A 14,008-nucleotide genomic window follows, 5' to 3' on the forward strand; every position below is an offset into this window, starting at 1 on the left:
AGCTCATTTATTGGATAATACCAGTTTCTTTCCAAGAATAAGAGCTTCATCCATTGCGGATGGATGCTCGTTGATCTGGCCCTTGTAGTCGATGCCCGGAAATGTGAGTTCTCCAATGTATTTTATATCGATGCTAGTGAAGAACACCTTAATAGTTGAAATCGCGCCTGAGAAGTCCGACCTCTTCATTCCCCCGACTGAGAGGAATGCTCCCCGCCTCCTTCCATCGGTAGCTATTGGATTGTTGAGCCTGTACTTGCGGGCCCAGAGGCTCTGGCAACGGTCTATCATCATCTTGGTCTGACTACTTAATCCAGAGAAGAATACCGGAGACGCGATGATGAGGACATCAAGCTCCTCTAGGAGGCGATATAGCTTCTGCATATCATCATCCAGCACGCACTTTCCCGTTGTCTGACAGGCTCCGCACTCCTGACATCCCTTCATAGAGAGATCATTCAACCGTATCTTCAGTACCTCCCCACCAACCTCTCTCGCGCCCTCGAGCGCTTTGTCCAGAAGGATGTCCGTATTGCCTCCCTTCCTTGGTGATCCGGATATTCCCACTACCCTGACCATTGCTCTCCTCTTGCCTGAATTATGAATAAAATGGTACAATATCATTTGCATTGCGTAACATAGGGAGATTGAGAAACTCAGAGGTCACTGCTATCGATGCTCTCAAGGATACGCTCCCTCAGCTGGGTGAAATATTGGTATCCCTTTACCCAGTAATCAACGGCGCCCAGTTTTCGAGCTTCGAAGCTCAGGTCAGGTTCATCATAATTGGTGAGTAAGATTACTGGTACATCGATTCCCAGGGATTTCATCTCAATCAAGAGCTCAATGCCGTTGCCATCAGGTAACTGATAGTCCAATACCACTAAGTCATAGCTCTTATTCTTGAGCTTCTGTAAGGCCGTGTGCTTATCCGGAGCCGAATCCACATAGAATTCATTCTCTGGAAGGTATTCTCTATCGAGAGCGACATGTTCCTCATTGTCCTCGACTATCAATATCCTGTGGAGATCTTTGTTCATGAGTCCTTCTCTTATAGTGAAAAGTGTCAAAGATATATTGCTTTATCTTCTCCTATCAGGGAAAGGATTGCTAGAAAGCATGCCGAACCAACGATCAGCTAGGATTCATTGCTATGGGAAGAATGACAGAGAAAACAGATCCGGAGGATGGTTTTCCCTCGACTCTGTCACTAACCCAGACCATTCCTCCATAGTATTGGCATAATGCTTGGACTACACATAGCCCCAAACCCTTGGTCTCGGCCCGGCGATCAGAATCTGTTTCCCAGAATCGTTGGAATATCCTCTTCTTCCATTCGTCAGGTATTCCCTTGCCTTGGTCCGAGAAGTCCACCTTCCAGTAGGCCATTCCATCTTCAAGGTGTCTCGAAACCGATATCTCAACAATTGAACCTCCTCCATACTGACAAGCGTTCTTGAGCAGGTTCATAAAGATATCCCTGACTTCTTCGTCACCTTTCACCATTGCGCTCTCAATCGATGGTTCGAATCGGATGACCGTGCCCTCGCATATGGTGTTTGAATGGTCAGCTATGATCTGGGATAGGATGGGGACTATGTCCACCGGTTTCATCTCTTTGCTTCTCTCTCTCAGCCTGATCTCTGCCAACCTTCTCACATTCGAAACGAGAGATGTGATGTTATCTGACTGCTTCAAGGCCTTCCAGACATAACCCTTTTGTTTCTCATCGAGGCAGGGGTTCGATAAAAGTATCTCGAGATAGCCATGAATGGGCACATTGTAGTTGGCCACGTCATGGGCAAGAAAATCATTGTAGGCTTGAAGCTCCAGGGCGGTTCCGTTCAACTTCTCGTAAAGGCTTGCATTCCTCAGCGCTAGGGCGGTAGCGGTGGCAAACAATTCCATTACTTTGAGGTCCCTTTCAGTGAACTGCGAAGCACACCTGTAAAGGGCCATCGCTCCTGCTACCTCTCCCGCAACGATAAGAGGAACACCAATCATAGAACTCTTTATGCTGAATGGGTTATTTTCTTCAGCCACCTCGTTATTAACGATGCTCTTGCCAGTCTTCGTAACTTCCAATATGGTCAGATCGTCTAACTCAGATCCTGAGAGGCCTTCATCTAAAACATGGCTCTTCAACAACACAGGTAGATCAGTTCTCTCATCTGTGCGATATACATCACATCTGTTGGCGTTAGCTAAAGAACATCCTTTTTCCACCACTTCCTGCAAGAGGGTCTCAATATCAAGCGTCGAGGTAAGAATATGGGATACCTCATAGAGGCTTTGAAGCTCCATGGTTCTGCTAGCGAGCATCTTGATCAGTCCCGAATGTCTCAGGGATGCCAAGATCTGATTGCAGAATATTTGCAGAATGGGAGTTCGAGATTCCCAGCGCCTCAGTGAGCCCTCGGTCCCAAATATCGCAAATCCCCTTGATGAGGTCCCAGAACCTATTGGAATATATAGGATCGAATTGACCGCTTGTGGCATTTTTCCTCTGTGAGCCCAAGGGTCTAGCTCTACGACGACGGGCTTCTCCATTCTTGAAAGTTCTTCTAGATCGAGCAATGGTGAATCGAGAATGCCCTCGGCTCTAGCCCTGTCCGCACCTGCGTGGAAGATCATGGTTCCATTGTCCAGACCATCCACATGAATTATCCCGAAATGAAGCGACTGTGCCTCTACCAGGCGAATGAGGTCTTCATCTACCTTCCCTGAAGGATCAAGAGCCCCTGCGAGATCCGCTGACCTGGAGACAAGCAATGAAAGATTATCTTCGAATTCTGCAACTGAATCAACGTTTTTGGGGACCTTCTGAGGATCATAGCCGAATGCCATCAGTATACCTTCTCCCTCCTCCCCGATCACAGCATATGTGATTCTCCAGGATTGATCAATTATCTTACCCGCCTTGGTTTGGAGAGGGGCATTGATATTCCTAACGTCCCCTTTCATAACAGCTTCAAGTGCTTTTTTAAAATCATCCGAGGACCCCGCTTCAAGAGTAAAGAGAGTGCTGATGTTCTTTCCCAGAACCTCTCGGGTGGTGAAACCCGAAAGCTCCTCAGCAGCCAGGTTGAGCATCAGTATTCTTGCATGCTGATCGGCAGAGATTACCGGGGATTGGACCTTGTCCATGGCCTCGTCAACAGTAAGGACAAATGAGTGGAGGTCCATGAATTCCAGATCGGATTCGGAAGTGGGTCTGGAGATGACCACGGTGCATAGATTATCATTGCCTTCAAGAGGATCTATCCAGAGCGTGACATCGATTTGGCCAGACGAAGTTTTCAAAAGCCGGGCTGAGGTTCTCTCCTCCCTTCCACTGTCCATCGCTACTGCGAGAGCCATCTCAACGGTGGAATGGTCCTGCTCCTGAAGAATATCGAAGATAGACAGACTTCCTTGAATCCCATCTGGGATTAGGTTCTTGGAGTTTCTGTCCATCCAAGTTATTCTTCCCTTTATATCCACGATGATGATGAAATGCTCAACAGCTCTCAATGGGAATCACCTTTTTCGGTCAGAGGACCTTCCCCCGATCCACCTGAAGCGCACTGGCAACGTCCCGATGCTGTTATTGTAATCTTGAGCCACTATATAAGAGTTGGAGGATGAAAACCGAAGTCTGCATTTTATGAGACGATGAGAAATATCTTTTTGGTATCCTGAAAGAGGGATTCTTTACGAAGTATCGATTTTTCCAATCAAATTCATACTAATAATGGTAAAAAATTGTCAAAAATGGATTGGGGGGAGTATAATTCAATATAAAATACTTTCTATTTTTTAGTTTGAAAAACCTCCGTTATTCGCTGGTAGAAAAGAGCTATAGAGAAAATACTCGAAAAAAGTTCATTATGACAGGAATCATTAAATATGAAATCCTCATTCCCATTTTCCGGAGCGCTCGGGAAAGGCTCACCCCCCCCCTATTCTCCTCCTAATCGGTCGTACTCAGTTACGCCTTGCAACCGCCTTCCCGAGCGTTTTTTACTATTCCCTACGGCATTCTATCTCGTCATTGAGAGGAAAACATCTAATTTGGAACCAAGCAATCCTCTCAGACTCCAAGTGAGATTCTCACCAGATCCCTGGTCCCTGGAGCCATCCCTAAGAAAATTACCGCGAACTTCATTATATTGGCGAGCCCTGGATAGGACTTCAAATCTTCCCTGAAGAGAACATCAACCAGGATGATAATGGCCAGGACAAGTAAGAACTTGAACAGAAGCATCACGGCGGCTGACCCCGCTAGGTCAATGAGCAAGGTGGGAAGAACATGCTTCTCTCCGTACCCGTATAGATCTATACCCCTGAAAGTTGCGGTACCATCTAGGAAATGAGCCAGGAACATAAGGAAACTGGTTGGAGCGGCAAGGACGCCTAGCTTGCTTGGTGCCGCCTTGCCTACCGCCCATAGCATGGCCGATAAGACGATGGCTATTCCAGGTATGATTATTGCTTCCATTGGTCTTAAGGTAGGCGAGTGGCCTTCGATCAATGAGAATATTCTCTGCCATTCGGGATCGAAAGCGAATGAGATAGCGTATGAGATTGCGATCAGTAGAACAAGAAGGCCGGTGCATAGAATGAAGGACCTTAGGGGATCCTTCTCTTTTGAGGCGAGGACATATAACGTAAACACTGAGAGTAAGGCTATGAAGAATGGGATGTAGGGTGGTAATGTATATGCAAGATTTCCACTCCAGATGATAGTCACCGAGTAGTATATGACCAAGATGATTGCGACTTGGACAATGTAGAGTAGGGTTCTCCCCTTCACATCCGATGTTCTCTTGTGAGCAAGATATCCAAAGATTCCCGAGAAGATGAAAAGGGTGGCAATGAGTACATAGATCAGTGGGGAAATGAACCAGTAACCCAGCCCTCCTCGGAAAAGAACTGCGTCTTCCAAAGCTCGGGAGACTCCTCCAAAAAGGAAGAAAGGAATCGATGCTACAATCAGGCCAATGTCCATGTTTATGCGGAACCTCTTGAAGGCTTTGTACATGGCCAGCAGGGCAAGTGCAAGGGTGAGGGCATAGATGATCGTGTTCACAACGTTATACCCCTCGGTTATACCCTCGATCGGCCTTCCCTCAAGGTCTGATACAATGGGACCCCAGAAATACTTGTATAGGAAACCATCCCAGAAGATTTCTGGTGCCAGAATGCACCCCAATACGAGGATCACCAGGGGGATGATCGCGATGAGCCCCCAAAAGAGGATTTTATGCCTCTCGTAGAATCTGGTAAGCATACATCGAACCTTCAGAACCGGAAAATAGAAAAAGAGAGTGATATATATTGGCCTTCACTTAGGGTGCTTGGATGGACGAAGGTGACTTCACCAAGGCTCGCTCGATGCTTTTTCCCCGAAATGTTCTGGCTGGTCATGGCGTGCTTGACAGCATCCCGGAGGTCTGCCAGGACTTCGGGCTCAGAGGCACCGGCGTCATAGTCACAGGAAACCTCACGAAGAAGCTTGCGGGCGACAAGGTCGCTAATGTAATGAACGACGCAGGCTTCGAGGTCCAGTTCGCCATTGTAGGAGAGGCGAACTACTCCAATGTAGAGCAGGTGGAGGAGATCTGTAAAGAGGTTGACGCTGGCTTCATTCTGGGAGTAGGCGGTGGCAGCAAGATCGACCTATGCAAGCTTGCGGCCAAGGATCTCGGTCTCGCCTTCCTGAGCATTCCAACATCGGCATCGCATGATGGGATCGCTTCGGGCAGGGCATCTATTAGGAACGAAAATGGATCGAGGTCTCTGGAGGCAAAGGTCCCACTGGGAGTGGTGGCGGACACCAGCGTAATCGTGAAAGCGCCTTACAGACTTCTTGCCGCGGGCTGCGCCGACGTCATATCCAATACCACGGCTTTGATGGATTGGGAATTCGCCCGAAGAATGAGGAACGTGGAATTCAGCCGATCGGCACACGCCCTGGCAAGCTACACCTCGCAGACGATCATTGAGAGCGCCGACCTCATAAGGCCTAACTTGGAGGAAAGCGTGTGGGTGGCCATCCGCCCGATCATAATCTCCGGAATATCGATGAGTGTTGCAGGAAGCTCCCGGCCAACAAGCGGATCGGAGCACATGTTCTCCCATGCGCTTGATCTCATAGCCCCGGGTTCCGCACTACACGGCGAACAGTGCGGGGTGGGGGCCGTCATGATGATGTACCTACACGGAGGGGACTGGAAGCGGATCAGAGGCGCCCTTAGAAAGATAGGGGCACCGGTCAACGCCAGGGCACTGGGAGTAAAGGAAGAGCAGATCATCGACGCGCTCCTAATGGCCCATACCATAAGGGAGGATCGTTTCACGATCCTTGGTCACTCGGGTCTCACCCGGGAGGCCGCCGAGAGGATCGCAGCCATAACAGAGGTCATCTAGGGAGGTGTCGCAATGGTGATAATCACACTTATCGGTGAACATCAGGCCAAGGAAGGCGAGGAATTCGTGTACAGAGGTCCTCTGACCGATTGCCGGGAATGTCGATTGAAGGCTGTTTGCTTCAACCTAGATCCTGGATGCGCATACAAGATCAAGGGAATCAGGGAAGTGAAACACGAATGCCGAATTCACGAGGATGGTGTCCGGGTTGTGGAAGTAGAAAAGATACCTGTCCAATGCGCTATCGCCTCTAAGTTCGCCATAGAGGGATCGATGATAACCCTGGGAGAGTCCAAGTGCGAGAACATTAGCTGTGCCCAATACAGGCTCTGTCATCCACATGGAATGCTCAAGAATTCCAAGTGGAGGGTGGCGTCAATATATGGCGACATAGATTGCCCGGATAAGATGAAGATGATAAAGGTGGATCTAGAGTGATCACCCACCAGTGACCGGGGGGAGAAAAGAGACCTCATCGCCCTCTTTCAGGATCGAGTCCATTGGTACGCTCCTCTTGTTGAGAGAAACGACTATTTCATCGCTCTGCAACCTCAATTTTGGGAACATATTCAAGAGCTTGGCCACGAGATCATTCACAGTCGAATCCATGGACATGTCCAAATACATCTCGGGGGTACCTGTAACCTCTCTGAAAGAGGAATAGAACTTCACCCGTACGCGCACGATAATCCCCAGATCACCTGAAGCTCTCACCGGTGATCCGCTCGAACATTTCGATGTAGAGTTCGCTGAACTCCTCCACCTTTCCCTCGGGTAGTGGAGGGATCTCTGGTTCTGTAAGCCCCGCCCTTCGAGCGTTCATTAGTTCATCGTAGTAGCCGATCTCCTTGTAGTACTTCCTAACCGACTCCTTGCTGAGTTCTAGAAACTCGTTCCCGTGGTAGCAGTCCTCGTCCCACCACCTATCCTCGTCAGCAGTACCGAAGGTATCGACCACCATGAGTCGACGCTTCTCATCGAATCCGAATTCCTTCTTTCCATCAACGTGGATGAGGCAACGCTCCTCCGACTCCTCCATGATCAAGTCGTCGATGCGCTTCGTGATGTCCAAAACCCTCTCGTACTCCTCCTGGGTTAGTCCTGAGATATCAATGGCCTCATCACGAGAGAGCAGACGGTCTACCTTCTCCAACTTCGTCGTGGTCTCGTAGAATGTCTTGGGAAGCCTCTCACCGTACTTCACCTTGTGATTGGGAGAGAAACCCAGTTCTTCCGCGGTGATCTCTCCTCCCTTCACCCTCTCGAACAGCGAACCTGCCACATATTGTCTGGAGATGAACTCGAGCGGTATGAGATAGTTGGTAGAGGAGCAGGTCAGGGAATCATAATCGTCAATGACCTCGACTTTCTTCACCCTCATGCGATTGGGTGGGACCAGCTCAGTGAAATGCGTGCGGATTCCATTCTTCCTGAGAAGCTGGAACCAGAAAGCGGCGGTCCTGCAGAGGGTCTCTCCCTTGAAAGGGATGGTCGTGGGTATGATCTTATCGAATACGGAGATACTGTCGGTGAAAACGAACTCCAAGGTATTCTCATCGACCTCGTAAACCTCTTTGACTTTTCCCGTCCTAACCAGCTTCATCAGATTACCGTCGAAAGTAAACGGATATGCGTTCATATTTCTTTTGGTAACCCGGAAACGGAAATACCGGCCATCGCCGATGATTGAAATGACCCAGTTCAATCATGACAGCAGAGATGTCGTCACTATTGTGAAGCTCTAAGTATGTAGGAACAATTGAAATATCGGTAACTCAAGATTGTTTTGATTGGAGATTCAAGTGAGCAAAATCTATCCGTATCCTTCTGGAAAGGGAAAGGTAAAGTGGGTATCTACCGACTGGCTCGATGAGCATCTGGACGATGACATCCTCATCATGGACGTGCAGCCCAACGTACACGACTATCTCCAGGAACACATTCCTGGGGCGGTCTACTTGAATGAGAATTTCATCCGTGCATACGGCGTCACCAAACCTGCTGTCTTCCTTCCCCCTGATGTTGTAGGGCCGTACTTCAGGAGGGCAGGTGTGACCAATGATCGACCTGTGGTGGTCTACACCGGAAAGGGACCATTCAAGGGATGGGGCGATGGTTTGGAACAGACCATGATGTCCTACTCTCTTGCTAGGTACGGTCACGACAATGTTCTCCTCTTGGATGGGGGCATCGACAAGTGGAAGACCGAAGGTCGTGAGATTGATCAGCTGTTCCCGGTGATCGAAACGGGCGACTTCATGCCCACAGTCCGCAAAGAGTACTTCATTGAATATGAGGAATTCAAAGTGGCAAAAGACAGGGATGATGTGATCCTATTGGACGCCAGACCACCCGCGTTCTATGAAGGGGGCGGACCCTGGGGCAGACCAGGCCACATTCCTGGAGCTATCAGCTTACCTTGGTCATCGCTCATGACCAAGGAGAACACTAGGAAGCTCAAGCCCGATGATGAGATACTCTCAATCCTTGAGGAGAAGGGAGTTACCAATGACAAAATGATCATCTGCTCCTGCGGTACTGGAAGGGAAGCCACCAACGAGTTCACATTGCTGAAGTGGTACCTTGGCCATCCTAAGGTCAAGATCTACGAGGGCAGCTTCACGGAGTGGATCTCTTACCTGGACAACCCGACGGTGATAGGCAAAAATCCCAGGTGAGGATTAGACGGCCACAACAGTCCCGGTGAGTTCAGCGGAGACCGCATCCCTGGACGAAAGGTAGCCCTTCAGAGCGTCTATAGCGCTCACTCCCAGGTCGATCCTCCGCATTCCGTAACCAAGTGGGATTCCCTGGGTGGTCATGAATGCGGCCGAATATGAGCGATTGAGGTCCATGTGTTCGCCCTCCACGAAAATATCCTGGATGCGGTGACCCCTGGGATTCTCGACCTTGAAGTAGATGTTGAGGCCTATACATCTTTTAACGTAGCCACCTTGCTGGTCGAATGGGTTCCGGGCAAAGGTTCTATCCAGGCTATCCTCCATCAAGTCCCAGATATCCTTTCCGGATAGGTCGACCGTGGAAACTGAGGGGTTAGTGGGAACAATGTTCCACAGATCGTTGAGAGTGATCTTACCGGGAGGGACCGGGGATCCGTAACGCCATCCGTTGGAGAACGCTAGCTGCGTTCCAGCTGCCTCGCGGATCGCCTGCAGGAGAAGGTTGTCCATGGTCGCCTCCAGAACGGTGTTGCGGTTCAAGGTAGTGGTGCAATGTCCGACCTCCTCCGATATGAGGTCCTTGCATGGGCCTACTGCATCCTGGACCAACCCTTCTACCTGCTCATCCTGCGGGATGTCAGGAGTTATAGTTATAAGGCTATGATCGTAACTCCTTATCCTGCCCCTTTCGATATTCACATCCAATCTTCCCAGGAATGAACCATGGCACCCCGATTGGATGATGATGGTATCTTTGACTTTCACTGGATGACTGAGCCTGTTGTGAGTATGGCCGCTCAACAACACATCGATGCCCACCACCTCTTCCGCGATCATCATGTCCTGAGGGAAGCCCAGGTGTGAGATGAGGATCACAAGGTCCGCCTTGCTTTCCTTACGAAGCCTGCCTATTATGCTGGGAAGCTCGAACCTCCCCAGGGTGAACCTCAGTCCCTCGCTGAACGAGGAGGGCATGGTCTTGTCCACAATGTTGGATGCCAGTCCCACGATTGCTACATTGAGTCCGTCCATCTCCTTGACGATATACGGATCCAAGAATGGTCGGCGAGTCTTCCTGTCGTAGCAGTTTATGCCCAGGACAGGAAAATCCAGTTTCTGGGATAATTTCTTGAGCTGTTTGGGACCATAGGCGAACTCCCAGTGGGCGGTCATGGCATCGAACTCCATTGCGTTTAGAATCGGTACGACCGCCTCCCCCTGGGTCGTGACCGCGGGATAGGTCCCATGAATGGTATCGCCGCAGTCCAACGCGAGCACGGAATCTGGTCGCTCGTCCTTGGCCTCCTTGATCAAATGACCTATGCGGGAGAATCCTCCTACGGTGTGATATTCCGCCTTGTCGCCGTGCCAGAAGAATTCATTGTGCTCTTCGATATAGGCATGGCTATCATTCATTTGGAATATGGTCAGTTTCTTGTCCGTCATTCAATCGGTCCCCACTCTTCTACTGTCCGATGAATATTGGATTCTGAATCTCATTAGTTTTTCTGAATGATGAATGATTATCAGATCTCAGGGATCTATTCATCCCAGAGGGGAGAAGATGAGCATGCCATCAAGTGAGATCAGGGTAAGCCTGTCGCCTTGTATCTGGTATGAATGTGTCGCCTCTATGAGCTGAAGGAAATGATCGTGAAGGGATTCACCACCGCAATAGGCCCTGGTCGCTGCCAACGGTCCAAAAGAGAGTGAGTCTTTTCTCAACCTATAGGAACCATGGGCTCGGTTGCAGTCCACTCTCATCCTGGCATTGCCATCGACCTCTAGAAAGAGCGTGAACAGTCCTTTTTCGGCTTTCAAGGTCCTTTTCCCCAGAACCATCTCCTCCAGGCTCCAGATGCGATCGATCACTGGGAGGCTGCTCTTATTCGAATTCATGGAAGCTCCAACTTATTTCGATTGGGAGCTAGACCGATATCATATTTCCTATTCAGAAGACCTCAGCCCCAGTGTGAACGAGTATTCCCCCATCACCGATAGAATAGGGCCGTATCCTGCGAGAGTGGTCGGTGCGTCGCATCTTGACTACCCTGAGGGTCAGGAGTATCTCCCCCTTGTCCTCAGGTTCCTCATACTGGAGCACCACCACACCGTCCGCGGTGTATTCGACCAAACCGTCCCTGGAGGCATTGGGGTTCTTGTCGTTCACCTCAGCGGTCATCAGACAAGTCGCGTTCGTCTCCTTTATCATCTGGGTGAGGGCAAAGAGATTGGCGCGTTTCTCGTGCTCGGTCTCGAAAAGCATGTTGAGTAGCGAGATGGAATCGATGACAATCCTGGAAGCACCGAAGGACTTGATGAACTTGGGAAGATCACTCTTGATTCTTGATATCGTGGATAGGGCATCCGTAGGTTCCAGCTTGACTATTACCAGCTGTTCCCCCTCGACGGCCGGTCTAAGATCCCAGCCGAATGACTGGCCATCCATGATGATGGATTCTTCGTCCTCCTCGAGGGTGATGAATATGCCCTTGTCACCCTCCTTGATTCCCTGGAACAGGAACTGCAACCCGAAGGTGGTCTTTCCCGTACCGAACGATCCCATCACCACAATATTGTGTGATTTGGGGAAACCTCCCCCCAGCATCTCATCGAGTCCAGATATTCCAGTCTTTACCCTCTCCACGATATCACCCTATCCTCTCTGTGTCGATGACCACCAGGCCACTCTGTGAGGTGACCACAGTCGCGAACCTAGCTATCCTCTCTTTGTCGAGATGGGGCAGAATGCTCATGAACTTCTCCACATACAGGTAGCGCTGCCTCTTCGAGGATTGCTGGAACTTGCTCCACTCAAACACTAGGGAACCGTCCACCGAGTCCATGATCATCTTCTGCAGCTTCTTCTCCAGTATATCAACTGCGAGAATGAGATAGATAACCCCGCCCCACCTCTTGGCCATGCGCTGCATGCCTCGAAGAACGGAGATCAGGTCATTGATCTCTATCTTGGCATTGACTACAAGATCAGTGATCGAATCGATGATGATCAGGCTCTCCGGGGCGTTCTCATCCAGGAATTCTACCAGTCCCTCCAGCACATTGTCCTCGGCCTTTGTACCGAAGAGGGACATTTCCCCAGTCCAGCTGCTTGGCACCAGTGTGTGCTTGAAATAGCTGGCGGAGAAGTCCTTGAAGATCACATTATTCTTGAAAGCCTCGTAGAACTCATCGTTGAAGGAGATTGATATCTCCTGAAGGATGTCCTCCTCGGACCGGGCAAAGGTCACATAGCAGAGCTTCTCAGGCAGCTTCCGGTTTTTCAGACTCCTACCCAGGAAATAGTCCATGGATTCTGGGTGGTCCTTCACCAGGGCCAGCTTTGCAGCGGAAGTAAGCGAGAACTCGACCTGCCCAGCTCCCAGTTCTCCAAGTAGGAGCACTACCGAGCCGGCAGGAAATCCTCCGTTGATTATGGAATCAAAATCAGCTACCCCAGTGGGGATTCTCTTGATTGGCGCACCCATCCCAACACCTGACTCCGGGTGTATCCTACTCGCTATTTAAAGACCTTTTCTTTGATTTACATGAACTGGCCTTGCCTTAGAATCTGCTAACGGTGGATAACGGTAATATATCTCAGTTATCAATTTCGGAGGTCGTCTCGGTTCCCACCATCGTTTCCGAGTTTATACGCCTCTTGACAAAATAGAATATGGCATAGGCGAACCCGAAGAATGTGGAAGAACCATTGCTGTACAGCCCGTTGATCAATAACTCCTCCGCCCTGTCCATTGCCTTGGATATATCCTTCACTGAGCAATTATACTTGAGTTTATGATTTTAATATTTTCCGTCCGAGAGAATTCCGAGACTAACTTCCTATCATTCGTCACATTCAATGACTTGTAAGATTTTGTCCAGCGCATGAATTGCCGCTGCCCTCTTAATCTCCTCCCGACTTCCAGGAAGGATCATTTTCTCTACGAACATCTCACTCCGATAGGACAATCCGATATAAGTCAAGCCAACTGGCTTTTCCTCCGTGCCTCCGGAAGGTCCTGCGATGCCCGTGGTGGAGAGCCCCATATCAGCACCCGCGATCTCCTTCACTCCGATTGCCATCTCCCTGGCGACCTCCTCGCTCACCGTGCCGTACTCGATCATGGTCGATTCTTTCACACCCAGAAGGGATTTCTTTGAATCGTTGCTGTAAGTCACAAGGCCAACAAGAAAGTACTCGGAGGAGCCCGGTGCATCGGTGATCATATTCGAAACAAGTCCGCCGGTGAATGATTCTGCCACCGCAAGGGTGATGCTCTTAGCCCTTAGCAGTTCCCCAACCTTCTCTGCGATCATGAACGCACCTAGAATAGGCCATCCTTCAGGTCCTTGACCCTGCTCTCCCCATCTATCTCCATGATGACCTCTGCCACGCTCTTCGGGACAAGGTCCTCCCAATTCCCTCCCTCAATGATCCTCCTGCGGATCTCGGTGCCTGAGTAAATCTCTCGATTATAGAGAGGTGAGTTTCGCACCTCATATCCTGCCTCCCTGAACAGTCGTCGTGTGAGGGGATTGTTGGAGTAGATTGCATTGAAGGGAGGTACTAGGGCTTCGACATGTGATACCCAGACAGCGTAGCGGTGAATGTCCACTATGGGAACGATGTAGAATTCGTTCAATCCCTCTTCCTTGAGTGCCCGAGAGATCATGAGATGCCTCTCCCCAGCTGTGAAGGGGTTGTCAACTGTGTGGGAGAGTTCCGCACTTCCGATTCCGATCACAATGGCATCGCAGTCATTGGCAATGGTCTTAATGACCTCAAAGTGACCCTTGTGGAATGGCTGGAACCGGCCTATTATCAGACCAACGAAATCATCGGTATTCATGATTGGTCCTCTGGATATGAAACGGAACTCAATACTAATATTTTAAGAGATTCGCTGAGAAAC

General features: G+C 49.8%; 16 protein-coding genes. 3 read left to right on the forward strand and 13 right to left on the reverse strand.

What is annotated here, in order from left to right:
* Positions 1-3 precede the first annotated feature (3 nt).
* The 4 genes from GKC03_04965 to GKC03_04980 form a co-directional block, all read right to left on the reverse strand.
* Positions 4-579 (reverse strand): flavodoxin family protein, encoded by a 576-nt coding sequence (locus GKC03_04965; GenBank protein NYT11889.1) that lies wholly within the window; start codon positions 577-579, stop codon positions 4-6.
* A 77-nt stretch (positions 580-656) separates the two neighbouring features.
* On the reverse strand, positions 657-1,040 hold the full coding sequence (locus GKC03_04970) for a response regulator (GenBank protein ID NYT11890.1): 384 nt from the start codon (positions 1,038-1,040) through the stop codon (positions 657-659).
* Between the two features lie 94 nt (positions 1,041-1,134).
* Entirely contained in the window at positions 1,135-3,513 is a 2,379-nt protein-coding gene (locus GKC03_04975) for a GAF domain-containing protein (protein NYT11891.1), read from the reverse strand.
* Between the two features lie 559 nt (positions 3,514-4,072).
* Positions 4,073-5,272, reverse strand: coding sequence for a DUF63 family protein (locus GKC03_04980; GenBank protein ID NYT11892.1), 1,200 nt, complete (start codon positions 5,270-5,272; stop codon positions 4,073-4,075).
* Between the two features lie 71 nt (positions 5,273-5,343).
* Between GKC03_04980 and GKC03_04985 the strand changes: the two genes are divergently transcribed.
* Both GKC03_04985 and GKC03_04990 read left to right on the forward strand, forming a co-directional pair.
* Positions 5,344-6,411: an NAD(P)-dependent glycerol-1-phosphate dehydrogenase gene (locus tag GKC03_04985; protein NYT11893.1), complete on the forward strand. Its 1,068-nt coding sequence runs from the start codon at positions 5,344-5,346 to the stop codon at positions 6,409-6,411.
* 12 nt (positions 6,412-6,423) lie between these two features.
* Positions 6,424-6,849, forward strand: a complete 426-nt coding sequence (locus tag GKC03_04990) for a UPF0179 family protein (GenBank protein NYT11894.1) — start codon at positions 6,424-6,426, stop codon at positions 6,847-6,849.
* Here GKC03_04990 and GKC03_04995 read toward each other — a convergent pair whose 3' ends face one another.
* Positions 6,850-7,095, reverse strand: a complete 246-nt coding sequence (locus GKC03_04995) for a MoaD/ThiS family protein (protein NYT11895.1) — start codon at positions 7,093-7,095, stop codon at positions 6,850-6,852.
* A gap of 13 nt (positions 7,096-7,108) precedes the next feature.
* On the reverse strand, positions 7,109-8,014 hold the full coding sequence (locus GKC03_05000; protein NYT11896.1) for a phosphoribosylaminoimidazolesuccinocarboxamide synthase: 906 nt from the start codon (positions 8,012-8,014) through the stop codon (positions 7,109-7,111).
* Positions 8,015-8,222: 208 nt separating this feature from the next.
* Here GKC03_05000 and GKC03_05005 point away from each other — a divergent pair, with 208 nt between their 5' ends.
* The gene (locus tag GKC03_05005) at positions 8,223-9,089 is read left to right on the forward strand and encodes a sulfurtransferase (protein ID NYT11897.1); all 867 of its coding nucleotides are present in this window, start codon (positions 8,223-8,225) and stop codon (positions 9,087-9,089) included.
* Positions 9,090-9,092: 3 nt separating this feature from the next.
* Here the strand turns inward: GKC03_05005 and GKC03_05010 are convergent, their stop codons facing one another.
* The 7 genes from GKC03_05010 to GKC03_05040 all read right to left on the reverse strand — a co-directional run bounded on the left by GKC03_05010 (position 9,093) and on the right by GKC03_05040 (position 13,945).
* Positions 9,093-10,538 (reverse strand): bifunctional metallophosphatase/5'-nucleotidase, encoded by a 1,446-nt coding sequence (locus GKC03_05010; GenBank protein NYT11898.1) that lies wholly within the window; start codon positions 10,536-10,538, stop codon positions 9,093-9,095.
* A gap of 99 nt (positions 10,539-10,637) precedes the next feature.
* Entirely contained in the window at positions 10,638-10,991 is a 354-nt protein-coding gene (locus tag GKC03_05015; GenBank protein ID NYT11899.1) for an META domain-containing protein, read from the reverse strand.
* 52 nt (positions 10,992-11,043) lie between these two features.
* Complete coding sequence (locus GKC03_05020; GenBank protein NYT11900.1) at positions 11,044-11,739, reverse strand: KaiC domain-containing protein; 696 nt, start codon at positions 11,737-11,739, stop codon at positions 11,044-11,046.
* 4 nt (positions 11,740-11,743) lie between these two features.
* On the reverse strand, positions 11,744-12,580 hold the full coding sequence (locus GKC03_05025; protein ID NYT11901.1) for a recombinase RecA: 837 nt from the start codon (positions 12,578-12,580) through the stop codon (positions 11,744-11,746).
* Positions 12,581-12,692: 112 nt separating this feature from the next.
* Entirely contained in the window at positions 12,693-12,869 is a 177-nt protein-coding gene (locus GKC03_05030) for a hypothetical protein (protein NYT11902.1), read from the reverse strand.
* 69 nt (positions 12,870-12,938) lie between these two features.
* A complete protein-coding gene (locus tag GKC03_05035) occupies positions 12,939-13,412 on the reverse strand; it encodes a CinA family protein (protein NYT11903.1) in 474 nt (157 codons plus the stop codon).
* Between the two features lie 8 nt (positions 13,413-13,420).
* Complete coding sequence (locus tag GKC03_05040; protein ID NYT11904.1) at positions 13,421-13,945, reverse strand: nicotinamide-nucleotide adenylyltransferase; 525 nt, start codon at positions 13,943-13,945, stop codon at positions 13,421-13,423.
* Positions 13,946-14,008 lie beyond the last annotated feature (63 nt).

This window comes from Methanomassiliicoccales archaeon (assembly GCA_013415695.1).
In the GTDB taxonomy this organism is placed as follows: domain Archaea; phylum Thermoplasmatota; class Thermoplasmata; order Methanomassiliicoccales; family JAAEEP01; genus JAAEEP01.

Coding starts and splice junctions, on each gene's coding strand:
- GKC03_04965 (NYT11889.1), bottom strand. CDS start 579: ATGGTCAGGGTAGTGGGAATATCCGGATCACCAAGGAAGGGAGGCAAT.
- GKC03_04970 (NYT11890.1), bottom strand. CDS start 1,040: ATGAACAAAGATCTCCACAGGATATTGATAGTCGAGGACAATGAGGAA.
- GKC03_04980 (NYT11892.1), bottom strand. CDS start 5,272: ATGCTTACCAGATTCTACGAGAGGCATAAAATCCTCTTTTGGGGGCTC.
- GKC03_04985 (NYT11893.1), top strand. CDS start 5,344: ATGGACGAAGGTGACTTCACCAAGGCTCGCTCGATGCTTTTTCCCCGA.
- GKC03_04990 (NYT11894.1), top strand. CDS start 6,424: ATGGTGATAATCACACTTATCGGTGAACATCAGGCCAAGGAAGGCGAG.
- GKC03_05000 (NYT11896.1), bottom strand. CDS start 8,014: ATGAAGCTGGTTAGGACGGGAAAAGTCAAAGAGGTTTACGAGGTCGAT.
- GKC03_05010 (NYT11898.1), bottom strand. CDS start 10,538: ATGACGGACAAGAAACTGACCATATTCCAAATGAATGATAGCCATGCC.
- GKC03_05015 (NYT11899.1), bottom strand. CDS start 10,991: ATGAATTCGAATAAGAGCAGCCTCCCAGTGATCGATCGCATCTGGAGC.
- GKC03_05025 (NYT11901.1), bottom strand. CDS start 12,580: ATGGGTGCGCCAATCAAGAGAATCCCCACTGGGGTAGCTGATTTTGAT.
- GKC03_05035 (NYT11903.1), bottom strand. CDS start 13,412: ATGATCGCAGAGAAGGTTGGGGAACTGCTAAGGGCTAAGAGCATCACC.
- GKC03_05040 (NYT11904.1), bottom strand. CDS start 13,945: ATGAATACCGATGATTTCGTTGGTCTGATAATAGGCCGGTTCCAGCCA.